This window comes from Streptosporangium saharense (assembly GCF_014203715.1).
GTDB lineage: Bacteria > Actinomycetota > Actinomycetes > Streptosporangiales > Streptosporangiaceae > Streptosporangium > Streptosporangium saharense.
Map to the genome: position 1 here is coordinate 135305 of NZ_JACHJP010000011.1, position 20485 is coordinate 155789.

The window sequence follows — 20485 nt, forward strand, 5'->3', positions numbered from 1 at the left end:
ACACACAGGACGGGCCACGGGGGTGTCTCCCGTGGCCCGTTCCTCACCCCGCCGGATGCCCCCGGTAGGTACCGAACGACCACCGGTTGCCCTCCGGGTCGGCGACGATGAAGTCACGCGAACCGTAGTCCGTGTCCGTGAGCTCACGGACCGGACGCGCCCCCGCGGCGACCGCCCTGGCGAACAGCTCGTCGGGCGAGTCCGTCACGACGTAGGCGCCGAACGTGCCCGGCCTCAGCCCGCACGGATCGTCCGCCACCTCACGCGTCCCGCCGAGCATCACCCCGCCGCCCAGCGGCCAGGACAGCTCGGCGTGATCGACCCGCTCCCCCTCGCCGTAGACCACGGTCTCCTCGAAACCGAACGCCTCCACGAGGAAGCGGATGAGGCCACGGGGATCCCGGGCACGCAGCATGGGCCACACCTGGGGCCGTGGAGTTGTCTCGTTCATGCACCCGAGTCTTCCGCCAGCGCGGCACCCCAGGCTTGGACGTTTCGGAACTCCTCCGCCAGCCACCGGCTCGGCGGACACCCCGCGAGCGCGCCGAACTCCCTGGCCAGATGGGCCTGGTCACAGTAGCCGGACCCGGCCGCCAGATCGGCGAGCGTCAACCGCCCACCCAGCTCCCCCAGCGCCGCCGCCCGCCGCAACCGGCGCCGCGCCCGGTCGAACCGCACGACCCGCGCCGCCTCCTTCGGCCGCAGACCGATCTCCTCGGCGAACCTCCGGCTCAGGTAACGGCCACTCCAGCCAACCTCCCGGGCCAGCTCGGCCACGCTCACCGAACCCTCCGAGGACATCAGCAGCCCCCACGCCCGCGCCACCTCGGCCGGCATCGTCCGCTCCACCCGCACCCGCGCCAGCAGCTCGGCGTCCAGGGCCGCGAACCGCCCCGCCCAGTCCTCGCCTTCGAGCATCCGCTCGCGCAGCCGTCCCGCCCAGTCCCCCATGACCTCCGACAGGTGCAGGTCGGCCCCGGCCAGCTCCCCCGCGGGAAGCCCGAGCAGCGCCCGCGCCCCCGGCGGGGTCAGCGTGAGCTGGACACCCGACTGCCGCCCGTCATGGGTGATCAGCGCCGACGTGGTGTGCAGGCCACCGACCAGCGTGTCGTAGCGCTCGGGCCCCGCCCGCCCGTCCGAGCGCACCGAGAGCACCAGCGGCTCGTCGAGGGTGACGATCAACGTGAGGTACGGCGAGGGCAGGCCACGGTGGCGTCCCGGCTCCCGCCCCACCTCCCGGTAGCCGGTGTAGCTCGCGACGAACTGCCGCAACACGGGCGGCGGGCGCCGTACGGTGAACTCGGGCTCGGTCATCCGTCACCTCCGACCGCTCGTGGACCCGCGGCCAGCCTACCCACGGCCCTCGTTGCGATTTGTCTGTCCTTTTTGCCGGGAAAATCATCTAACCCGGCGCCTTTACAATGTAGATCAACTTCAGAGAAGATGGGTGGATGACGATGAACGCCGCGGAGGCACGGGCGACGGCGGCCAGGTGGATCGCCGAGCACTCCCCGGGCATCCCGGGCTTCGTGGGCGCCTTCCTCAGCGGCTCCGTGGCCTGGCTGCCCGCCGACGCCCCCCTCTCCCCCGCCTCCGACGTCGACGTCATGGTCGTCCTCTCGACCCGGCGTCCCCCGCCGAAGCCCGGCAAGTTCCGCTACGGCGGAGCACTGCTTGAGATCACCTACCTGGGCTGGGAGCCGGTGCCGTCGAGCGAGGAGGTCCTGGGCTCCTACCACCTGGCGGGCGCGCTGCGGGGCGACACGGTCCTGGCCGACCCCACGGGCGCGCTGGGCGCGCTGCGGGAGGCGGTCTCCAGGGGCTACGCCAGACGGAAGTGGGTGCTCAGACGCTGCGAGGAGGCGGAGAACAAGGTCACCGACGGGCTCGCGGCGCTCGCAGCGCTCGACGTCTTGGCCCCGCCGTACGACCGGGTGACGGGGTGGCTGTTCCCGACCGGGGTGACCACGCACGTGCTGCTGACCGCAGGGTTGCGCAATCCCACCGTACGGCTGCGCTACCTGGCGGCGCGGTCGCTGCTGCTGGAGTACGGCAGGCCGGAGGTCCACGAGGAGCTGCTGGAGTTGCTCGGCTGCGCGCACCTGGACGCGGAACGCGTGGCGCGCCACCTGAGGACGATGACGGAGGCCTTCGACGCCGCCTCGGCGGGTCCCGCGACGCCGTACCCCTTCGCCTCGGACATCGCGGAGGCGGCGCGGCCGGTCGCGGTCGGCGGCGGCCACGACCTGCTGGCGCGCGGCCACCACCGGGAGGCGGTCTTCTGGATCGCCGCGACCTACGCCCGCTGCCTGAAGATCCTGGCCCACGACGGCCGGGAGGCGGCCTTCATGCCCGGTTTCCTCGACCTGGCCGGGGACCTGGGGGTCGAGACCGCCGCGGGCCTGCGTGAGCGCGCGCTGCGGGTGCGCGCCTACCTGCCGCGCCTCAGACGGGTCAGGGACGACATCCTCGCGGCGAACCCGGACATCACCGGTTAGCGGCGGGCACGCCACTCGCGCCGCAGGATCGCGTAGACGACCTCGTCCGTCCACTCCCCCTTGACGAACTCGTTCTCCACCAGGTGGGCCTCGCGGCGCATGCCCACGCGTTCGAGGACGCGGGCCGAGGCGTCGTTGCGGGCGTCGATCCGGCCGAAGATCCGGTGCAGGCCCATGCCGTCGAAGCCGAGTTCGAGCAGGGCCGCGACCGTCTCTGTGGCGTATCCCCTGCCGTGGTGGCGGGGGTGGAAGACGTAGCCGACCTCCGCGCTGCGGTGCTGCTCGCTCTGCCAGAACAGCATCGCGTCACCGATCAGCTCGCCGGTCTCGGCGAGTTCGACCGCCACGGTGATCGGCTGCTTCTCCTCGGTCAGCGTCGTCTGCCCGATCCTGATCTCCAGCGCCTCGGCGGACTCGTCGAGGTCGCGGGGCTCCCAGTACACGTACCGGGCGACCTCGGGCAGCGACTGGATGGCGTTCAGCCCCTCCAGGTCGTCATGGTTGAAGGGGCGCAGGATCAGGCGGTCGGTACGGATGGGGAAGGTCGGGGAGAAAGGCATCAGCATCCGGACAGGCTAGGGCACCCAGCCCGTAACGGGCGACAGCGTTTTCCCTCCGGCGTTTCCGCTGGTCAGGAGCCCTCTCGCGGGCCGGGGCCGTACAGGTCGCGGAGTCCCGCGGCTGTTTCGGTCATCATCTCGCGCAGTTCCGGTGGTTCGAGCACCTCAAGGTCCGCGCCCATGCGCAGCAGCAGCCAGTGGGCGTGCCTGGTCGACTCGGTCGGCAGGCGCAGCGTGGTCCAGCCCCGCTCGTCCGGTGGCTCCGCCTCCATCAGGGCGGTATCGACGAGTTCGGCGCCCACGGCGTAGCGGAGCATCTTCATGGCCTCCGGCGCGACCCGCACCAGGGCGTGCCCGGTGTGCATGCGGGCGCGGAACTCGGCCGAGTAGTTCTCCCAGAACGCGGACAGGTCGAACCCGGCCGGCCGTTCGAAGCGGCCGTCGAGGATCTCGGCGGTCACGATCCGTGATACGCGGTAGGTGCGCGGCCCTCCCCCGTCGGCCGCCGCGACGAGATACCACGTCCCCCCTTTGAGGACCAGCCCGTACGGCTGCGCCAGCCGCTCGACCTCGCGCGGCCCCCAGCGCCGGTAGACCATGCGGATCGGCCGCTGCTCCCAGACCGCCTCGGCGACGTCGGACAGGAAGGGGGTCTCGTCGGCGTCGCGGTACCACCCGGGGACGTCGAGGTGGAAGCGCTCACGCATCCTGGTGGCGTGGGACCGCGGCTCGGGGGGCAGGGCGGCGAGCAGCTTGAGCTCGGCGTTCGCCGCGATCTCCCCGAGGCCGAGTTCGGCCGCGGGCCCCGGCAGCGCCGCGAGGAACAGCGAGGAGGCCTCCTCGGCGGTCAGGCCGTTGAGCCGGGTGCGGTAGCCGTCCAGCAACTGGTATCCCCCGGTGGGTCCCCGGTCGGCGTAGACGGGCACGCCCGCCGACGACAGCGCCTCGACGTCCCGGTAGACCGTGCGGACCGAAACCTCCAGCTCCCCGGCGAGCTCGGTGGCCGTCATCCGCCCCCGGGTCTGCAGAAGCAGCAGCAGGGACAGCAGACGACTCGCACGCATACGCCCATTGTCCCGCAGCCTTGCGCCCTACGAGCTTCGCGGAAAGGCTCCTCGCGTGGAGGCGTCACGGGAGAAATAAGGACAAGGGAAGCGGTTGGGCACTTTCACAGCGGGCAAGGGCGAATAATCAACCCAGATCCCGACAAGGAGTCACGATGCTCACATTGACGGACACCGCTGCCCAGGTGATCAGGGACCTCAGCTCTCAGGTGGCGGAATCGGAGGACACCGGCGTCCGGATCTCCTCACAGCCGGACGGCACGGGCTCACTGACGCTGTCGGTCGTGAACGGCCCGGAGACCGATGACAAGGTGGTCGAGACGGACGGGGCCAGGATCTTCCTGGACCAGGCCGCCGCTGACCTGCTCGACGACAAGGCACTGGACGCCGACGTGGACGAGGGCGGCTCCGTGGCCTTCCTGGTCACCGAGCAGAACCGCTGACCGCTTCCCGGTGTCGCCTCTCCGGTGGTCGCCGGGAGGGGTGTCCTGACGGACGAGCCACCTCCCGGCGTTCCCCGGAAAAGGGGGGTGCGGACCGGAGGTCCGGGCGCACCGGGGAAGACCACGACGGGACCGGGCGCCACGTGTGCACGTGACACCCGGTCCGCGGACGCGACGCCGGTCCCCGGCCACCCGCGCGTCCCGTCACGTCACCGGATGAGCGCCCGCCCTGGCACGGTGACGACGGGGTTCGCGCGGCGGCCGGGGACCGCCGCCACGGCGGGACGGCTGACCGCCCCGCCCACCGGTCCGCGCTGCACCGGCCCCACGGTGCGCCGGCCGGAGTATCCGGCACCGGTGTCCGCGCGCACGCGGGCACCGGTCATGACAGGCCGGTGCGTCAGACGCGCTGCCACAGGGCGGGAACGTTCGGCGGCTCCCAGCCGGGGTAGGCGGTGTGCGCCTGGATGCACCGGTAGTTGGAGCCGCCGTAGCTGACGACGTCACCGGCGTTGTAGCTCGTCCACGCGGCCCAGGTGCCACCGGGGTTGCCGGTCTGGGTCGGCGTCGGAGTCGGAGTGTTGCTGTTGGTGGGGGTGGGAGTGGGCGTCTGCGGCGTGCCCGTGAAGTTGAGCACGAAGTCGTAGGTCGCCTCACGGCCCGAGCCGACCGTCTTGACGTTCATCAGCAGGCGCGGGTCGTAGATGGTGTCCGTGTTGTTGCGCGGCTCACCGGGGAAGTAAAGCTGGGTGGTCAGGATGCTCCGGCCGGGGGCCTGCACCTTCACGTGGATGTGACGGGTACGGCCCGGGTACAGACCCGGCACGATCGTGGTCAGCTTGAAACCACCCTGGGCGTTGGTGAACTGGTGCCCGCGGAAGGTGTAGCCGCTGTTGTCGTAGTTACCGGCGTTGTCCGCCTGCCAGAAGTCCAGCAGCGCGTTGGCGACCGGCTGGCAGGAGCGGTTGAACACGAAGCCGCTCACGGTCAGCGCCGTGCCCGCGCCGGTCAGCGTGTCGCGCAGCGGGGAACCCGGCTTGAAGTACGGGCCCTCGGTCTGGGCGATCGTGGCGGGGTCGCCACTGCCGCAGTACGGCGTCGGGTCGAGCAGCTTGCCCTCTTGCTTCGCGTCCCGGGCCAGGGCGGGAACCCCGCCCATGAGCAGCGGGATCGGGGCACCTATGATGGCGGCCTTCAGCAGGGTCTTACGGCTGATGCCCCTGGTGTCATTCTCTTCGTCGAATTCCTCGACGGGGGTGTTCTCGGCGTCCACAATGGCCTCCTTGGCCTTCGGGGGGTCGTGCCTGGCCGCTCCTCCCGGCCGCGCACGGCGCCGACGAGGCCGGTGAGGGACCGGCGATGTGCGATGCCGCCACGGGGCGGGCCGAACGAACCAGGCAGCCTGGACTGGACCAAAGCTGACACCGTGCGGGAGTGGGTTGAACCCCACAGTTTTCTATAACTTCACGCTATGCACCTTTTCCCAGTAAATGACCAGGTCAAGGCGTCCGCAGATGGTTTTCATGTCATGCCCTCTGTTTTCGGCCATGAAGGAATTGCGACAAGAGGGCGTCCGCAATAGCATGCCGGGCCGTTCGACCTCGCCCGGCTTTCTGCCGTCTTCGGGATGTTACGCCTGGAGAGGCCACTGTAGACCGTTCCATCCTGCTCTTTTTTCACCCCCTTCGGGCGCGGGACGGACCCCGGGGGAGGATGGGGGATCGTCCGACGTGATGGCCTCCGACCACGGGGAGACGACATGACCGGTACCGGCGGTGACACGACGGTCAGGGGGATCGAACGGCGGGCCGCGGCCGCCTGGCCCGCGGCGTTCGCCGAGGAGCGCGACGGCTGGCTGCTCCGGCACACCCCCGGGGTCGGCAGGCAGCGCAGCAACTCCGCCCTGCCTCCCCCGCCGAGCACCGGCACGCCCGGGATCGGCCTCGTCGAGCGCTTCTACGGCGAGCGCGGCCTTCCCGTCCGCGTCCAGGTCAGCCCCGCCGAGGAGCACGGCGAGCTGGACGCGGCCCTGGCCGAGGCGGGCTACCGACGCACCGGGATGACCGCCGTGCTCACCGCCCCGACCGAGAAGGTCGTCGCCGCGACGGCGTCCGTGCCGCCCCTGCCCGTGCGCCTGGCGGACGCCCCGGACCGGTGGCTCGGCGTCTTCACCGAGCTGGACGGCCACGACGACAGCGCCGCCGTCGGCCGCGAGGTGCTCTCCCGCGTCCCCTCCCCCGCGGCCTTCCTGAGCGTCGCCGTCGAGGACCGCCCCGCCGGGATGGGGCTGGTCGTGGCCGACGGGGAGTGGGCCGGCGTCTTCTGCATGGCGACCGCTCCCGAGCGCAGGCGCACCGGGGTGGCGGCCGCCGTACTGGCCGCGGGGGCGAGGTGGGCGCGCGGGCGGGGAGCCGAGCGGCTCTACCTCCAGGTCGAGCGGGACAACGAGGCGGCCCTCGGGCTCTACACCCGGGCGGGCTTCTCCCCCTCGCACGGCTACCACTACCGGGTCCGCCCCTGAAATCGCGACGGAGAACACGTTCCCCAAAAGGGATATTGACGCCCTCCAGAGCCCGGTTTATCTTTTCTTTAAAGAAACTTTCCTAACCAGAACCGCGCTGACCTGCGTTAATTCCCTTAACTAACCGTCATCGACGGTGTATCCGGCGTATCCCCTTTCCCAGGGGGCCGCCTTTCGCCCACCCCCGCGGGCCGCGATCTCAGCGGGGCTCCAGAAGCCGACGCTCACCCCCCAGGAGTCACGCATGAACGCCAGAAGTCGGCTCGCGGCCGTCTGCGCCACCGCACTGCTGACCGCCACGATGGTGACCGGCACCGCGACGAGCGCCTCCGCCGCCCCCACGGGCTGCAGCTACCAGATCGTCGACCGGACCGCCAGCAGCTACTGCTCCGGCGGCACCGGAGAGCACCGCGTCTTCGTCCTGCAGAAGCACTTCCTCGCGGAGGTCGGCTACATCCCGATCTACAGCGAGTGGGCCCCTGCGGGCACGACCTCCTCGACGTGGATCACCGCGCACGAGATCGTCTCCGTCCAGGTTCAGACGCGCTGAGAACCTCCTTCCTGTACGGCTCGCGCCCATTGGCGGGGCCGTACAGGAGAGGCGGGAAAGGAATAGTGAGAACGGATACTTGGTCCAGATAAGCCATCCTGGGCGGTAATTCGACCAGTATGATCAACGCGCTGGCCTTCGCCGACGGAGGAGTCGCGGTGACCGAGTTGGAACGTGTTCCCCCGGGGGTCGATCCGACCGTGCCCAGCTCGGCGCGTGTCTACGACTACCTGCTGGGGGGCAAGGACAACCTCGCGGTCGACCGCACCTTCGCCGACCGGCTGCTGACCGTCGCCCCCGACGCCAGGCTGACCGCCAGGGCCAACCGCGACTTCCTGGTCAGGACGGTACGGACCATGGCCGAACGGGGCATCCGCCAGTTCGTCGACCTGGGCACCGGCATCCCGACCTCCCCCAGCGTGCACGAGATCGCCCACGCCGCCGACCCCTCGGCCACCGTGGTCTACGTCGACTACGACCCCGTCGTACGCCTGCACGCCGAGGTGCTGCTCTCCAGCGGCAAGAACGTGACGAGCGTCCAGGCCGACGTCCGCAGACCAGGTGACATCGTGGAGGACCCCGAGGTCACCCGGCTGATCGACTTCTCGGAACCGGTCGGGTTGATCATGGTCGCGGTGCTGCACTTCGTCACCGACGCGGAGGACCCGGACGGCGTCGTCGAGGAGTTCGCCCGGCGGGTGGCCCCCGGCAGTCATCTCGCGCTCTCGCACGTGACCTCCGAGAGCTCACCGGCCGCGCGGGCACAACTGTCCTCGGGTACGGCGAACACCCCCATGCAGGTGACCTTCCGCCCGCACGAGCGGGTCCGCGCGCTCTTCGGTCCCTTCGAACTGCTCGACCCGGGGCTGGTGGCCGTACAGGACTGGCGTGCCGACGACGACGGCCTGCCGCCGTTGCCCGGCGGGGGGCCGCCCAGGATCAGAGTCGACGGAGGGCTCGGCCGCCTGGCGGGCCCGGGAAGCAGCGGAGGAGCCCGATGAGAGTCGCCGTCGTCGGAGGAGGACTCGGCGGGCTGACCACCGCCCTGCTGCTGGACCGGGCGGGCGTCGAGGTCACCGTCTACGAGCAGGCCGGTGAGCTGCGCGAGGTCGGCGCGGGCATCATCGTCGCCCCCAACATGGTGCGCCCCCTGACCCGGGCCGGGCTCGGCGAGCGGCTGGCCGACTTCGCCGTACGGCTCGACGTCGCCTGGGAGATGCGCCGCTGGCAGGACGGCAGCGTGCTGTTCGCCCAGCGGATGGGCGCCGAGTGCCGCAGGCTGTACGGCGCCGACTGCTACGTCGCGCACCGGGCCGACCTGCTGACCATGCTGGCCGAGGCCGTGCCGAAGGAGCTCGTACGGCTCGACCGGCGGCTGACCGGGCTGCGGCAGGACGGCCGGGAGGTCGAGCTGACCCTCATCGACTCCGCGGGCCGGGAGAGCACGGCCGTGGCGGACGTGGTCGTCGGCGCCGACGGCATCCACTCCACGGTGCGGCCCACGGTCGTGGCCGAGGCGCCGCCGCGCTTCTCCGGGCTGTGCGCCTACCGGTGCCTGGTGCCCGCCGAGGCCGCCCCCTCCCTGATGCTCAGACCGGCGCAGACGATCTGGCTCGGGCCGGGAAGGCACTTCGTGCACTACCCGGTCAGCGGGGGACGGCTGGTCAACGTGGTCGCGGTCGTGCCCGCCGGGGAGTGGCGGATCGAGTCGTGGACGACGGACGGCCGTCTTGAGGACCTGGCCGCGGAGTTCGAGACGTGGGACCCCCGGCTCGGGCAGCTCATCGCCGCCGCCTCGGAGACCAAGCGCTGGGCCATGTACGACCGCAGCCCGCTGGACCGCTGGACCGACGGGCGGGTGACCCTGCTCGGGGACGCCGCCCACGCGATGCTGCCCTTCCTCGGCCAGGGAGCCTGCCAGGCGGTCGAGGACGCGGCGGTCCTGGCCGGGTGCCTGCGGGAGGCGACGCCGGAGACCGCGGACCGGGCGCTGCTGCGCTACGAGGAGATCCGCAAGCCGAGGGCCTCGCAGGTGCAGCTCGGCAGCCGGGGCCGCGAGGCGGTCAACCACCTGCCCGACGGTCCCGAGCAGCGCAAACGTGACGAGGGCCTCGCCAACGGCGACCCGCTGCGGCAGAACGCCTGGCTGTACGGTCACGAGGTCGAGACCGAGCTGGTTCTCATGGAGAAGGGGACGGCGTGAGGCCGTCCCCCGTGGTTTCCGGTGAGCTCAGTCGGTGACCTCGACGCCCTTCCAGAAGGCCACCCGTCCCTTGATCTCGGCGGCCTCCGCCTTCGGGTCCGCGTAGTACCAGACGGCGTCGGGGTTCTCCTGCCCCTCGACGTTCAGCGTGTAGTAGTTCGCCGTGCCCTTCCACCCGCAGACGGTGGTGGTCTCCGACGGCTTGAGGTACTCGGAGGAGACGGACTCGACCGGGAAGTAGTGGTTGCCCTCCACGATCACCGTCTCGTCGCTTTCCGCGATGATCTCGCCGTTCCAGCGCGCAGTAGCCATGGGCCAAGGTTCGCACACGTCCCCGGCGACGGCCATCGCCGCCCGGATCTCAGTGGCGGAACAGGTCCAGCAGTTCCTCACCCCTGCGGGTACGGACGATCCACACCTCGCGGCCCCGCCGTTCGCGGCTGACCAGGCCCGCCGCGACCAGCCGCTCGCAGTGGTAGGTGATCGCGCTGGGCACCATCCCCGCCCCCGAGGCCAGGGCGCTCATCGTGGCGGGCCGGTCCAGGGTGTGCAGCAGCGCCGCGCGCACCGGGCCGATCAGCGCCGCCAACTCGTCGGCCGCCCTGGGGTCGCGTTCCCGCCACAGCGTCTCCGCCCCGGGGACCGGGTAGGCGATCCACACCACCTCGGGGTGGTCGAGCTTCACGATCACCGCGTCCCGCCCGGCCAGCATCGGCACCAGGATCATCTTCCGGTCGCCGAGGTCGTACCGGCTCGGTTCGAGGTCCGCGATCAGCAGCCCGTCCTCGCCGTACTGGATCCGCTCGCTCAGTGAGCTGAGCAGCACGTCGAGGCCGCCCCTGACGACGGCGGTGCCGACCCGCTCGACCTCCCGGTCCAACAGGGAGGAGGCCCGTTCCCACAGCGGCCCCGTCACGTCCCACACGTCCTCAAGGGCCGCCGCGTATCCCGCGAACCACCGTTTCGGCCGGTCGGCGGCGGGCCGCCAGTGCTCGGGCACTCCCCCGCCGAAGACCTGTTCGAGGTCGGCCGTCAGTTGCTCCTCGGGCACCGCGCGCAGCAGTTCGGCCTGTGAGGTGACGGAGAAGCCCTCGATCGGGGTCTGGGGCACCACGCTGTCGGGGACGACCGAGTATCCCGGTGCCCCCAGCGGCCTGACCGCCTCCCGTGCCCTCGGGCCGACCGACTCCTGGACCGCACGACGCCACCGCTCGGGCAGCCCCCTCCGTCTGCCCGCCAGTGCGTCGGCGATCACCGCCAGTGCCGTCAGGTTCGGCGAGATCGACACCGAGACCCTCGGCGCCGAGGAAACCCGCAGTTCACTCCACACCCGTGTGCCCGCATCCGCCCCCACCCCAGTCACCCTAGTGACCGGTGTCCGGGAAACCGAGATATTTCACCAAAGCTGGAAACATGGGGGAAGCGCCCTCACCGGCGGGTTCGCGGCGTGAGAGGAGCCGGTACGCGGGCAGGGGCGGGACATGACACACGCCATCCACCGACCGGCCCGTCCCATCCCCGGTGGCGACGGCTCGGGCCGGATCCTGGTCGGCACGGCCTCCTGGACGGACAGGTCTCTGCTGGAGTCCGGCTGGTATCCCAAGGAGGCCTCGACCCCGGCCGCGCGGCTGGCCTGGTACGCCTCACGGTTCCCGATCGTCGAGGTCGACTCGACCTACTACCACCCGCCGTCGCTGCGGACCGTGGAAGGATGGCGGGACCGCACCCCGAAGGGCTTCGTCTTCAACATCAAGGCGTTCTCGCTGCTGACCGGCCATCCCACCCGGCCCGAGGCGCTCTACAAGGACCTGCGGGAGACGCTCGGCGAGACCCCGGAGCGCCTCTACCTGGACAACGTCGGCCCGCGGATCGCCGACGAGGTCTGGCGGCGCTTCCTCGCCACGCTCGCCCCGCTGCACGAGGCGGGCAAGCTGGGCGCCCTGCTGTTCCAGTTCCCGCCGTGGCTGCCCGCCGGGGAACACGGCAGGCGCCGGGTCCTCGAATGCGTGCGCCGGTCCGCCCCGATGCGCGTCTGCGTCGAGTTCCGCAACGGGACCTGGATGGACGAGGGCAACCGAGCCGCCACCCTGGACTTCCTCACCGAGCACGACATCCCCTACGTGTGCGTCGACATGCCCCAGGGCCATCCCTCCTCGATCCCGCCGGTGCTGGCCGTGACCGCCTCCGACCTCGCCGTGGTCCGCCTGCACGGCCACTCGCCGCACTGGGCCGGTGGCAGCGTCGAGGAGCGCTTCGCCTACCGCTACACCGAGGACGAGCTCCGGCCGTGGGCCTCGCGGGTCCTCGCGCTCTCCCGGCACGCGGAGACCACCCACGTGATCACCAACGTCTGCTGCGGGGACACCTCACAGCGCACCGCCGCCCGGCTCACCTCCCTGATCGAGGAGGAGAGCACCCGTCCCGCCCGTGGCGGGGTCCTCACCCGCCCCGCCGTACGGCATCGCCCCCGCTGAGGAGGCGCTTCCCGTCATCTGGCCCCTTGTCTGGGCGCCGTCATGGCCGCCCTGCGCTCGTCGGGGGTCGTCCCGCCCCACACCCCGTACATCTGGTAGGTGTTCAGGGCGTACTCCAGGCAGCGGTGCTGCACCGGGCAGCGACGGCACACGGCCTTGGCCCGTTCGTACTGCTCACGCCCCGGTCCCTCCGTCGAGACGGGGAAGAAGAGCTCGGGATCCTCGGTGAGACAGAGGGAACGGCGTGACCAGTGGATGATCGGGATGACGTTGCCCTGAAGAGACATAGGCGATCCAATGACGGTGAGGAAGCTCGACGGTTGGCGGCTCGGCTTCTGGATCGCGTGCCCGCAGAGAGTACATTCATACCTTTTCGGGGGAAAAATCAGGGCGTCTTGACCTCGGGTTTCCCTGAGAAGCCGCGTGTCAGCGCCATGATCCCCGGACCGGCCCACTTTCCCGCCGACCGGTGACGACCCCCGGAAAACCCGGCTCCCCCGCCCCTCCCCGCCTCCGCCAGGCCCCCCGAAGCCCCCCGCCGGGCCGTACGGCGTGCTCCACGCGACCGATCCCACTGGACATATCCGGAAATCTCCACCCCCGGAATCCCGCGAAGGGTCCATTTGTCGCACTTTCACGATATGTCGGCACCGCCGTCGACGGAAGCGAAAAAAGCGCCATCGATGACATATCACCGCCTTCTCCAAAGGTTCAAATCGATCATATTCTATTTTTTGAGATAAACCCTCAGTACTTTACTTTCCAGTTGCTCGACAAAGTTGAAATCCAGACCCTCGATGCACAATCATTGTCCGTGGCGATCCGCAGTGGGCCGAAAGGCACTCACGTTGATTCGCCCAGAATTTCCCATTAGTCTCCATGGAGGAATACCATGATCCGTCGCGTTATCGTCGGCGCAGCCGTCGCAAGCGCCCTGGCTGTCGCCGCCATGACGCAGGCCACCGCGGCCTCCGCTGCCACCGACCCCTTCCCGTCGCCCTACCACGTGCCGCCGTTCCACGTCGGTCACGACCAGGACGTCGACGTCACCAGCAGCGAGACCACCTGCTCCACCCAGAACCAGGGCCTGGGCCTGCTCCTCGGCCTCGGTCTCGGCCTGAACCTGTGCGACGTCAACATCCCCATCCTCAGCCCCAGCAGCGACAACAACTAAGCGCCTGTGACGGCCGCTCATGTGCACAGCGGGCACCGTCATAGAGGCTCGAGGATTTCTACGTAGCACCAACCCCTGACGCGAAGAGTGACTGGCCAGCGCTTTTCTCGTCAGGGGATTTTCATCTCTCCAGAACGACAAAACCGGCACAGTCCGTTTTTTCATCTCACTTCACGAACTTGAAGGTCGAGATCCGACTCGACGGGCATGCCTCCCAAAAGGCGACAACCGGAATCTCGCGGCAAGCACCGGAGTAATTCCTGACCGCCAATCCCGTCATTTCTCCCCGCACGACGCACTGCCGGAGAAACCTCGCAGACGAGGCGGGGAGGGACGGTTCGGACACGGTCTGTATGGTCATGGCCATGACCCTGCGCGTGGTGATCGCCGACGACGAGGACCTGACCCGTACGGGACTGCGGGTCATCATCGACTCCGAACCCGGGCTCACCGTGGTCGGCGAGGCGGTCAACGGCGCGCGGACCCTGGCCGTGACGTGCGAACTGCGCCCCGACGTGGTGCTGATGGACGTGCGGATGCCCGCCTTCGACGGCCTCCAGGCCATCCGGCACCTGCTCTCCCTGCCCGAACCGCCCAAGGTCGTCGTGATCACCACCTTCGGCAACGACGACCTCGTCTACGAGGCGCTGCGGGCCGGAGCGAGCGGCTTCCTGCTCAGGCGGACCCGCCCCGACGAGCTCGTCCAGGCGATCAGGACCGTGGCAGCCGGGGAATGCCTGCTCTTCCCCTCGGCCGTGCGCACCCTCGCCGCCCTGCACGGCGACGGCAGGACCGTCCCCGGCATCGGCAGGCTCACCACCCGCGAGGGCGACGTGCTGCGCCTGATGGCCCGCGGCCTGTCGAACGACGAGATCGCCACGGAGCTGGCCGTCGCCATGGACACGGTCAGGACACACGTCAGCGACGTGCTGACCAAACTCGACGCCCGCGAACGCCCCCAGGCCGTCATCGCCGCCTACGAGTCCGGCTTCGTCTCCCCCCGCTGACAGCTCTCGGGGACAGGCGCCTCAGATAGGGGAGCCGTCGTCCTCGTCGCCCTCCCCAGGGCCCGGCCTGCCGCTGCCGCTCTCCGAGGGGGACGGCGAGGGGGTCGGCTGCCCCGGCTCCGTCGTCGCAGGCACCGGCGGCGGGGTCGGCACGAACGTCGTCTGCGGGCGCGGCCTCGGCGGCGGCGCCCCCTCCTCCTGCCTGCGGAACAGCACCAGCAGCATCACGGCGAGCAGCACCAGCAACACGCCGAGCGCCACCGCGGCGAAGATCACCGAGTGGCGGGTCTCGACGGGCGGCGGCGCGCCGACCGGCGGCGCGGGCAGCGCGGGCGAACGGTCGCTCACCCAGTGCGGCGCGAAGTCGGGACCGTGCCGCTCACCGATCAGCGTGCCGCGCACCAGCACCGGTTCCAGGAAGCGCTCCGCCCCCGCCCTGCCCGGCTCGTACGGCGTCGCCACCCACGGCGCGCCTCCGCCGTCCATCGCCAGCACCTGGGGCATCGTGTCCGCGACAGCCGTACGGCCACGTGCCGCCCTGACCATCCAGCCCCGCATCCCGGAACGGCTCGCCGCGGCCTCGCGGATGCCGGTGACGAAGCGGTCGCGGGCGGCGGGATCGTGCGCGGCGCCCTTGGTGAGCACCGCGACCGACACCTGCCTGCCCTCGGGGCCCTGACCGAGGTAGACCAGCCCCGCGGGACCGACCCTCAGCCGCGCCCGCAGCACGAAGGGCCCCAGGTGGGGCGGGTCACCGTACTGAAGCGGACTGGCCACGCCTGCCATGAAAGCACACGACGCCGACCCCATCCCCGCACCGTTGTGGGTAGGAACAGGAAATGGGCACCCGACCAGCCGTGCGACCCGGCACTTCATTTGGTGGAATGTCAACATGACCGTCGCGGAAGAACTGCCGAGCGAGACCGACGCCGGACTGCTGCGCGAGGCCCTGGCCGAGGTCCGGCGGGTCATCGTGGGGCAGGAGCACATGGTCGAACGCCTGCTCGTCGCCCTGCTCGCCCGTGGCCACTGCCTGCTCGAAGGCGTGCCCGGGGTGGCCAAGACACTGGCGGCCTCGACGCTGGCCACCGTCGTCGGCGGTGAGTTCGCCCGCATCCAGTTCACCCCCGACCTGGTGCCCAGCGACATCGTGGGGACCCGGGTCTACCATCCCTCCCGCGAGGCCTTCGACGTCGAGCTCGGCCCCGTCTTCGTCAACTTCCTGCTGGCCGACGAGATCAACCGCGCGCCCGCCAAGGTGCAGTCGGCGCTGCTGGAGGTCATGGCCGAGCGCCAGGTGACGCTCGCGGGACGGACGCACCCGCTGCCGAAGCCGTTCATCGTGCTCGCCACCCAGAACCCCATCGAGTCGGAGGGCGTCTACCCGCTGCCGGAGGTCCAGCGTGACCGTTTCCTGTTCAGGATCCGGGTCTCCCACCCCAGCGCCCACGAGGAGCTGGAGATCCTGCACCGGATGAGCGTGACCCCGCCCGAGCCGAAGACCGTGCTCGACCCGGCACAACTGACCGCCCTGCAGGCCGCCGCCGACCAGGTCTCGGTGCACCAGTTGGTCGCCGACTACGTGGTCCGGCTGGTGATGGCCACCCGCTCCCCCGCCGAGTACGGCCTGGCGGAGCTGGCCGACGACATCGAGATCGGGGTCAGCCCCCGCGCCACCCTCGGCCTGGTCGCCGCGGGGCGCGGCCTGGCCCTGCTGCGGGGCCGCGACTACCTGCTGCCCGACGACATCCGCGACGTGGCCGCCGACGTGATGTCCCACCGCCTGATGCTCACCTTCGACGCCCTGGCCGACGGGGTGAACCCCGAGGACGTGGTCGGGCGGGTGCTGGCCGCCGTACCCCCGCCCCTGGTGGTGTGGAACCAGGGCGCGCGGTGACGGGCGTCACCGGCGCCTCCGAGCGGGCGCTGCGGCGGCTCGAACTGACCATCGTCAGGCGCCTCGACGGCCTGCTGCACGGCTCCTACCAGGGGTTGCTGCCGGGGCCCGGCAGCGAGTTCGGCGACAGCAGGGTCTACGTCCCCGGCGAGGACGACATCCGCAGGATGGACTGGGCGGTGACGGCCCGCACGACCGTCCCGCACGTGCGTGACCTGGTCGCCGACCGGGAGCTGGAGACCTGGGTGCTGGCCGACCTGTCTCCGAGCATGGACTTCGGCACGGCCACCATGGAGAAGAGGGACCTGGTGGTCGCCGCGGTCGGCGCGATCGGCTTCCTGACCAGCCGGATCGGCAACCGGTTCGGCGCCTACGTGCTGCACGACGAGTACGTCCACCGGATGCCCGCCAGGGGCGGCAGACCCGCCCTGTACGGCCTGCTGAACTCCCTGGCCCAGGCCCCGAGAGGCCGTCCCGTCGCGGACGCCCCTGACCTTGCCGAGGCGATCGAGGTGCTGGCCTCCGCGCGGCGGCGGCGCGGCCTGCGGGTTGTCGTCTCCGACTTCCTGGACGCCGAACCGGTCCTCGGCCCCGGTGCCGAACCGTCCTGGGAGAGGCCGCTGCGGCGCCTGGCCGCCCGGCACCAGGTGCTGGCCGTCGAGGTGATCGACCCGCGCGAGCTCGAACTCCCGCCGGTTGGCCTGGTCACCCTGACCGACCCCGAGACGGGCCGCGACCGCAGGATCCGCCTGACCCCCAGGGTCCGCACGGCCTACGCGCGGGCCGCGGCGGCGCAGCGGGAGGCTACCGCGACGGCGCTGCGCCGCTGCGGCGTCGGGCACCTGGTGCTGCGCACCGACCGCGACTGGGTGGCGGACGTGGCGCGCTTCGTCCTGCGGCAGCGGCGCACGGCCCACCTGGCGCACCGGTCCCTCGTTCCCGGAGCGGCCAGATGACCTTCCTCTCACCGGCGTGGCTGTGGCTGTTCGCGCTGCTCGCGCTGCTCGTCGCGGGCTACGTCGTCGCCCAGTTCGCCCGGCGGCGCTACGCGGTGCGCTTCACCAACCTGCCGCTGCTGACGCTGGTCGCCCCCTCGGGGCCCGACTGGCGCAGGCACCTGGCGCCGCTGCTGTTCCTGCTGATGATGAGCCTGCTGGTCCTCGGCGCCGCCCGGCCCGCCGACTCCGTGCGGGTCCCGCGCGACCGGGCGACGATCATCATCGCGATGGACGTCTCGCTGTCGATGGAGGCCGCCGACGTCCCGCCGAGCAGGCTGAGCGCCGCCAAGGAGGCGGCCCAGCGCTTCGTCAGGGACCTGCCTGAGCGCTTCAACGTCGGCGTCGTCGCCTTCGCCCGCTCGGCCTCGGTCGTGGTCTCCCCCACCACCGACCACCAGGCCGTCGTCACCTCCGTCGGCAACCTGACCACCAGGGCCGGCACCGCCATCGGCGAGGCGGTCTTCAGCTCGATCGACTCGCTGCGCTCCTTCGACCAGCAGGCCGTCACCGACCCGCCGCCCGCGGCGATCGTGCTGCTGTCCGACGGCGACAACACCTCGGGCCGTTCGGTCACCGACGCCATCGACGCCGCGATGAACGCCCGCGTGCCGGTCTCGACCATCGCCTACGGCACCCAGGAGGGCACCGTCTCGATCGACGGCCGCGACGTGAACGTGCCGGTCAACAAGACCACCCTGCAGACCCTGTCCGAGGGAACCTCGGGGCGGGCCTACGAGGCGGAGTCGGGCAGCCAGCTCCGGGAGGTCTACGAGCAGATCGGCACCTCGCTGGGCTACCGTACGGTCAACCAGGAGATCAGCCAGTGGTTCGTGGTCGCGGCGATCGTGACCGGGCTGCTGGTCGCCGTGACGGCGGGGCTGCTGGGATCACGGCTGCCCTGACCCGGTCCCGGCCGTTGGTAACGTTCTACGACGTGGCCCACTACTTCGAGGAGCGTCCCCAGACCGCCAGCCGTCCAGGCTCGGTCACGCTCGTGCTCCCCGACCTGCACCTGAGACTTGAGACCGACAGCGGGGTCTTCTCCCCCGAGCGGATCGACCAGGGAACCCGCATCCTGCTGGAGAGCGTCCCGGCCCCGCCCGCGATGGGCGACCTGCTCGACCTGGGCTGCGGCTACGGGCCGATCGCGCTGACGATGGCCTCGCGTGCCCCCGGGGCGACGGTGTGGGCCGTCGACGTCAACCGCAGGTCGGTCGAGCTGTGCGCGAGGAACGCCCAGGCCGCCGCCCTTGACAAAGTAAGGTCGGTGCACGTCGACGAGGTTCCGCCCGAGGTGCGCTTCTCCGCGATCTGGTCGAACCCGGCGATCCGTATCGGCAAGACCGCGATGCACGAGATGCTGGCCCGCTGGCTGTCCCGGCTCACCCCGGACGGCCAGGCCCACCTGGTCGTCCAGAAGCACCTGGGCTCCGACTCCCTGCAGCGGTGGCTGAACGAGCAGGGCTGGCCGACCGAGCGCGCGGTCTCCCGCTCCTCCTACCGGGTCCTGCGGGTCGGCGCCCGCCCTGCCGACCGGGAGCGGTGAGCGGCCCCCGATGAGCGAGACGGTGGGCGAGACGAAGAACGAGAACGGACGACGAGGAACGGTGAACGACCGATGACCGCCAACCCGCGCAGGCAACTGCGGCCGACCGACGTCAAGCGGCTCAACCGCACCTGGCGCAGGAACACCGAGGGGCGCCTGGCGCTGATCGTGGAGTCGGTGACGGGCCCGTTCAACATCGGCTCCATCTTCCGTACGGCCGCCGCCTTCGGGGTCGACCGCGTCTGGCTGGCGGGCAACGCCACTCCCCCGACCAACCCGAAGGCGCAGAAGACCGCGCTCGGCACCGACCGCCTGGTCGCCTGGGAGGAGCCGGTCCCGGTGGCCGAGGCGGTGCGGGCGGCCAGGGCCGACGGGTTCACCGTGGTCGCGATCGAGCTGACCGGCGACGCCGTACCGCTGCACGAGGCCAAGCTGGACGGCGACGTGTGCCTGGTGGTCGGCGGGGAGGACCACGGCTGCTCCCCCGCGCTGCTGGAGGCCGCAGACGCCGTCTGCTACATCCCGCAGGTGGGCCGGGTCGGCTCGCTCAACGTGGCGGTCGCCACCGCGATCGCGGTCGCCGAGGTGCGCCGCAGGGAGTGGGCGGGCCGCCCCGCGCCGGAGTCCCCGGCCTCCTGAGAGCGGGGCTGGCACCCGAACGTTCATCTTCCGGCGATGACGGGCCGTGCCCGCACCGGGCATACTCCTGCACGTGCAGCGCCGTTACGCCTTCCTCGACCATCCCGGCCCGCTCGCCTTCGCCCACCGGGGCGGGGCGGCGGAGGGCCGGGAGAACACCCACGCCGCGTTCGCCCGCGCCGTCGAGCTCGGATACACCTATCTGGAGACCGACGCGCACGCCACCTCGGACGGGGTGCTGCTGGCCTTCCACGACCACACCCTCGACCGGGTGACCGACCGGCGCGGCCGGATCGCGGAGCTGCCCTACCGGCTGGTACGGCAGGCGCGCATCGACGGCGTTGACGAGATCCCCCTCATGGACGACCTGCTGGGCTCCTGGCCGGAGGCGCGTTTCAACATCGACGTCAAGGAGGCCTCGGCCATCGCCCCGCTGGCCGAGGCGATCAGGCGGACCAACTCCTACGACAGGGTCTGCCTGACGTCCTTCTCCGACGAGCGGCTCGTCCGCGCCCGTGCCGCCGTCGGCAGGCCGGTCTGCTCCTCCCTCGGCCCGCGCGGGGTCGCGGCCCTGCGCGCCGCGGCGAGCACCTCGGGCTACGGCCGGCTGCTGGCCCGCCTGGCGCGGGCGGGGGTGCCTTGCGCGCAGGTCCCGCTGGGCTTCCGCGGGCTGCGCGTCACCACGCCCGCGCTGGTGCGCACCGCGCACGCCCTCGGCATGCAGATCCACGTGTGGACCGTCAACGACCCCCGGGAGATGGAGCGCCTGCTCGACCTGGGGGTCGACGGCGTGATGACCGACAACATCTCCGGCCTGCGCGGGGTGCTCCAGGCCCGCGGACAGTGGCACCCCGGCGCGGCCGCCTGACCGTCCCCGTCCCCTCCCCCCGTCTCCCCGTGACCCCCGTGAG

General features: G+C 71.1%; 25 protein-coding genes. 15 read left to right on the plus strand and 10 right to left on the minus strand.

Features of this window, described 5'->3' with window-relative positions; genetic code table 11:
• Positions 1-43: 43 nt before the first annotated feature.
• Together FHS44_RS34360 and FHS44_RS34365 are read right to left on the minus strand one after the other, a co-directional pair.
• Positions 44-451, minus strand: coding sequence for a VOC family protein (locus FHS44_RS34360; RefSeq protein ID WP_184722844.1), 408 nt, complete (start codon positions 449-451; stop codon positions 44-46).
• Positions 448-1314, minus strand: a complete 867-nt coding sequence (locus FHS44_RS34365) for a helix-turn-helix domain-containing protein (protein ID WP_184722847.1) — start codon at positions 1312-1314, stop codon at positions 448-450. Before FHS44_RS34365 ends, FHS44_RS34360 begins: the two co-directional genes overlap by 4 nt.
• Before the next feature lie 137 nt (positions 1315-1451).
• On the opposite strand from FHS44_RS34365, the gene FHS44_RS34370 reads away from it, so the two are divergent.
• Positions 1452-2498: a hypothetical protein gene (locus FHS44_RS34370; RefSeq protein ID WP_221461643.1), complete on the plus strand. Its 1047-nt coding sequence runs from the start codon at positions 1452-1454 to the stop codon at positions 2496-2498.
• Here the strand turns inward: FHS44_RS34370 and FHS44_RS34375 are convergent.
• Together FHS44_RS34375 and FHS44_RS34380 are read right to left on the minus strand one after the other, a co-directional pair.
• Complete coding sequence (locus tag FHS44_RS34375) at positions 2495-3064, minus strand: GNAT family N-acetyltransferase (protein ID WP_246436538.1); 570 nt, start codon at positions 3062-3064, stop codon at positions 2495-2497. The genes FHS44_RS34370 and FHS44_RS34375 overlap by 4 nt on opposite strands.
• Positions 3065-3129: 65 nt before the next feature.
• Positions 3130-4122 carry a helix-turn-helix transcriptional regulator gene (locus FHS44_RS34380; protein ID WP_184722850.1) on the minus strand — a complete coding sequence of 331 codons (993 nt, stop codon included), beginning with the start codon at positions 4120-4122 and terminating at the stop codon, positions 3130-3132.
• A 155-nt stretch (positions 4123-4277) separates the two neighbouring features.
• Between FHS44_RS34380 and FHS44_RS34385 the strand changes: the two genes are divergently transcribed.
• Complete coding sequence (locus FHS44_RS34385; RefSeq protein WP_184722852.1) at positions 4278-4565, plus strand: iron-sulfur cluster biosynthesis family protein; 288 nt, start codon at positions 4278-4280, stop codon at positions 4563-4565.
• A gap of 209 nt (positions 4566-4774) precedes the next feature.
• Here FHS44_RS34385 and FHS44_RS34390 read toward each other — a convergent pair whose 3' ends face one another.
• Positions 4775-4951 (minus strand): hypothetical protein, encoded by a 177-nt coding sequence (locus FHS44_RS34390; RefSeq protein WP_184722855.1) that lies wholly within the window; start codon positions 4949-4951, stop codon positions 4775-4777.
• A 14-nt stretch (positions 4952-4965) separates the two neighbouring features.
• Complete coding sequence (locus FHS44_RS34395) at positions 4966-5838, minus strand: dioxygenase family protein (protein WP_312863929.1); 873 nt, start codon at positions 5836-5838, stop codon at positions 4966-4968.
• A 486-nt stretch (positions 5839-6324) separates the two neighbouring features.
• Here FHS44_RS34395 and FHS44_RS34400 point away from each other — a divergent pair, with 486 nt between their 5' ends.
• The 4 genes from FHS44_RS34400 to FHS44_RS34415 all read left to right on the plus strand — a co-directional run bounded on the left by FHS44_RS34400 (position 6325) and on the right by FHS44_RS34415 (position 9839).
• Positions 6325-7086: a GNAT family N-acetyltransferase gene (locus tag FHS44_RS34400; protein ID WP_184722858.1), complete on the plus strand. Its 762-nt coding sequence runs from the start codon at positions 6325-6327 to the stop codon at positions 7084-7086.
• A gap of 244 nt (positions 7087-7330) precedes the next feature.
• Complete coding sequence (locus FHS44_RS34405; RefSeq protein ID WP_184722861.1) at positions 7331-7636, plus strand: hypothetical protein; 306 nt, start codon at positions 7331-7333, stop codon at positions 7634-7636.
• Between the two features lie 119 nt (positions 7637-7755).
• Positions 7756-8637 carry an SAM-dependent methyltransferase gene (locus tag FHS44_RS34410; RefSeq protein WP_221461644.1) on the plus strand — a complete coding sequence of 294 codons (882 nt, stop codon included), beginning with the start codon at positions 7756-7758 and terminating at the stop codon, positions 8635-8637.
• Positions 8634-9839: an FAD-dependent monooxygenase gene (locus tag FHS44_RS34415; protein ID WP_184722864.1), complete on the plus strand. Its 1206-nt coding sequence runs from the start codon at positions 8634-8636 to the stop codon at positions 9837-9839. Before FHS44_RS34410 ends, FHS44_RS34415 begins: the two co-directional genes overlap by 4 nt.
• A 27-nt stretch (positions 9840-9866) precedes the next feature.
• Here FHS44_RS34415 and FHS44_RS34420 read toward each other — a convergent pair whose 3' ends face one another.
• Positions 9867-10151, minus strand: a complete 285-nt coding sequence (locus FHS44_RS34420) for a DUF427 domain-containing protein (protein WP_184722867.1) — start codon at positions 10149-10151, stop codon at positions 9867-9869.
• Positions 10152-10200: 49 nt separating this feature from the next.
• Positions 10201-11127, minus strand: coding sequence for an ArsR/SmtB family transcription factor (locus FHS44_RS42555; RefSeq protein WP_184722869.1), 927 nt, complete (start codon positions 11125-11127; stop codon positions 10201-10203).
• Between the two features lie 193 nt (positions 11128-11320).
• On the opposite strand from FHS44_RS42555, the gene FHS44_RS34430 reads away from it, so the two are divergent.
• On the plus strand, positions 11321-12313 hold the full coding sequence (locus FHS44_RS34430) for a DUF72 domain-containing protein (RefSeq protein ID WP_184722872.1): 993 nt from the start codon (positions 11321-11323) through the stop codon (positions 12311-12313).
• A 14-nt stretch (positions 12314-12327) separates the two neighbouring features.
• On the opposite strand, the gene FHS44_RS34435 is transcribed toward FHS44_RS34430, so the two are convergent.
• Positions 12328-12600 (minus strand): WhiB family transcriptional regulator, encoded by a 273-nt coding sequence (locus FHS44_RS34435; RefSeq protein ID WP_221461645.1) that lies wholly within the window; start codon positions 12598-12600, stop codon positions 12328-12330.
• A gap of 605 nt (positions 12601-13205) precedes the next feature.
• On the opposite strand from FHS44_RS34435, the gene FHS44_RS34440 reads away from it, so the two are divergent.
• Together FHS44_RS34440 and FHS44_RS34445 are read left to right on the plus strand one after the other, a co-directional pair.
• Positions 13206-13487 carry a hypothetical protein gene (locus FHS44_RS34440; protein WP_184722875.1) on the plus strand — a complete coding sequence of 94 codons (282 nt, stop codon included), beginning with the start codon at positions 13206-13208 and terminating at the stop codon, positions 13485-13487.
• Between the two features lie 365 nt (positions 13488-13852).
• Positions 13853-14494: a response regulator gene (locus FHS44_RS34445; protein WP_184722878.1), complete on the plus strand. Its 642-nt coding sequence runs from the start codon at positions 13853-13855 to the stop codon at positions 14492-14494.
• Between the two features lie 21 nt (positions 14495-14515).
• Here FHS44_RS34445 and FHS44_RS34450 read toward each other — a convergent pair whose 3' ends face one another.
• Complete coding sequence (locus FHS44_RS34450) at positions 14516-15280, minus strand: hypothetical protein (RefSeq protein WP_184722881.1); 765 nt, start codon at positions 15278-15280, stop codon at positions 14516-14518.
• A gap of 106 nt (positions 15281-15386) precedes the next feature.
• Here FHS44_RS34450 and FHS44_RS34455 point away from each other — a divergent pair, with 106 nt between their 5' ends.
• From FHS44_RS34455 to FHS44_RS34480, 6 genes are all read left to right on the plus strand, one after another.
• A complete protein-coding gene (locus FHS44_RS34455) occupies positions 15387-16391 on the plus strand; it encodes an AAA family ATPase (protein WP_184722884.1) in 1005 nt (334 codons plus the stop codon).
• A complete protein-coding gene (locus FHS44_RS34460) occupies positions 16370-17347 on the plus strand; it encodes a DUF58 domain-containing protein (RefSeq protein ID WP_184722887.1) in 978 nt (325 codons plus the stop codon). Before FHS44_RS34455 ends, FHS44_RS34460 begins: the two co-directional genes overlap by 22 nt.
• Entirely contained in the window at positions 17344-18291 is a 948-nt protein-coding gene (locus FHS44_RS34465) for a VWA domain-containing protein (RefSeq protein ID WP_184722891.1), read from the plus strand. The genes FHS44_RS34460 and FHS44_RS34465 overlap by 4 nt, the downstream gene beginning before the upstream one ends.
• A 32-nt stretch (positions 18292-18323) precedes the next feature.
• The gene (locus FHS44_RS34470) at positions 18324-18935 is read left to right on the plus strand and encodes a class I SAM-dependent methyltransferase (protein WP_184722894.1); all 612 of its coding nucleotides are present in this window, start codon (positions 18324-18326) and stop codon (positions 18933-18935) included.
• Positions 18936-19007: 72 nt separating this feature from the next.
• The gene (locus tag FHS44_RS34475) at positions 19008-19574 is read left to right on the plus strand and encodes a TrmH family RNA methyltransferase (protein WP_184722898.1); all 567 of its coding nucleotides are present in this window, start codon (positions 19008-19010) and stop codon (positions 19572-19574) included.
• Positions 19575-19647: 73 nt separating this feature from the next.
• Complete coding sequence (locus tag FHS44_RS34480) at positions 19648-20442, plus strand: glycerophosphodiester phosphodiesterase family protein (protein ID WP_184722901.1); 795 nt, start codon at positions 19648-19650, stop codon at positions 20440-20442.
• Positions 20443-20485: the final 43 nt, after the last annotated feature.

Coding starts and splice junctions, on each gene's coding strand:
- FHS44_RS34450 (WP_184722881.1), bottom strand. CDS start 15,280: ATGGCAGGCGTGGCCAGTCCGCTTCAGTACGGTGACCCGCCCCACCTG.
- FHS44_RS34440 (WP_184722875.1), top strand. CDS start 13,206: ATGATCCGTCGCGTTATCGTCGGCGCAGCCGTCGCAAGCGCCCTGGCT.
- FHS44_RS34455 (WP_184722884.1), top strand. CDS start 15,387: ATGACCGTCGCGGAAGAACTGCCGAGCGAGACCGACGCCGGACTGCTG.
- FHS44_RS34435 (WP_221461645.1), bottom strand. CDS start 12,600: ATGTCTCTTCAGGGCAACGTCATCCCGATCATCCACTGGTCACGCCGT.
- FHS44_RS34370 (WP_221461643.1), top strand. CDS start 1,452: ATGACGATGAACGCCGCGGAGGCACGGGCGACGGCGGCCAGGTGGATC.
- FHS44_RS34375 (WP_246436538.1), bottom strand. CDS start 3,064: ATGCTGATGCCTTTCTCCCCGACCTTCCCCATCCGTACCGACCGCCTG.
- FHS44_RS34360 (WP_184722844.1), bottom strand. CDS start 451: ATGAACGAGACAACTCCACGGCCCCAGGTGTGGCCCATGCTGCGTGCC.
- FHS44_RS34380 (WP_184722850.1), bottom strand. CDS start 4,122: ATGCGTGCGAGTCGTCTGCTGTCCCTGCTGCTGCTTCTGCAGACCCGG.
- FHS44_RS34445 (WP_184722878.1), top strand. CDS start 13,853: ATGACCCTGCGCGTGGTGATCGCCGACGACGAGGACCTGACCCGTACG.
- FHS44_RS34365 (WP_184722847.1), bottom strand. CDS start 1,314: ATGACCGAGCCCGAGTTCACCGTACGGCGCCCGCCGCCCGTGTTGCGG.
- FHS44_RS34465 (WP_184722891.1), top strand. CDS start 17,344: ATGACCTTCCTCTCACCGGCGTGGCTGTGGCTGTTCGCGCTGCTCGCG.
- FHS44_RS34410 (WP_221461644.1), top strand. CDS start 7,756: ATGATCAACGCGCTGGCCTTCGCCGACGGAGGAGTCGCGGTGACCGAG.
- FHS44_RS34390 (WP_184722855.1), bottom strand. CDS start 4,951: ATGACCGGTGCCCGCGTGCGCGCGGACACCGGTGCCGGATACTCCGGC.
- FHS44_RS34385 (WP_184722852.1), top strand. CDS start 4,278: ATGCTCACATTGACGGACACCGCTGCCCAGGTGATCAGGGACCTCAGC.
- FHS44_RS34475 (WP_184722898.1), top strand. CDS start 19,008: ATGACCGCCAACCCGCGCAGGCAACTGCGGCCGACCGACGTCAAGCGG.
- FHS44_RS34405 (WP_184722861.1), top strand. CDS start 7,331: ATGAACGCCAGAAGTCGGCTCGCGGCCGTCTGCGCCACCGCACTGCTG.
- FHS44_RS34430 (WP_184722872.1), top strand. CDS start 11,321: ATGACACACGCCATCCACCGACCGGCCCGTCCCATCCCCGGTGGCGAC.
- FHS44_RS34400 (WP_184722858.1), top strand. CDS start 6,325: ATGACCGGTACCGGCGGTGACACGACGGTCAGGGGGATCGAACGGCGG.
- FHS44_RS34415 (WP_184722864.1), top strand. CDS start 8,634: ATGAGAGTCGCCGTCGTCGGAGGAGGACTCGGCGGGCTGACCACCGCC.
- FHS44_RS34420 (WP_184722867.1), bottom strand. CDS start 10,151: ATGGCTACTGCGCGCTGGAACGGCGAGATCATCGCGGAAAGCGACGAG.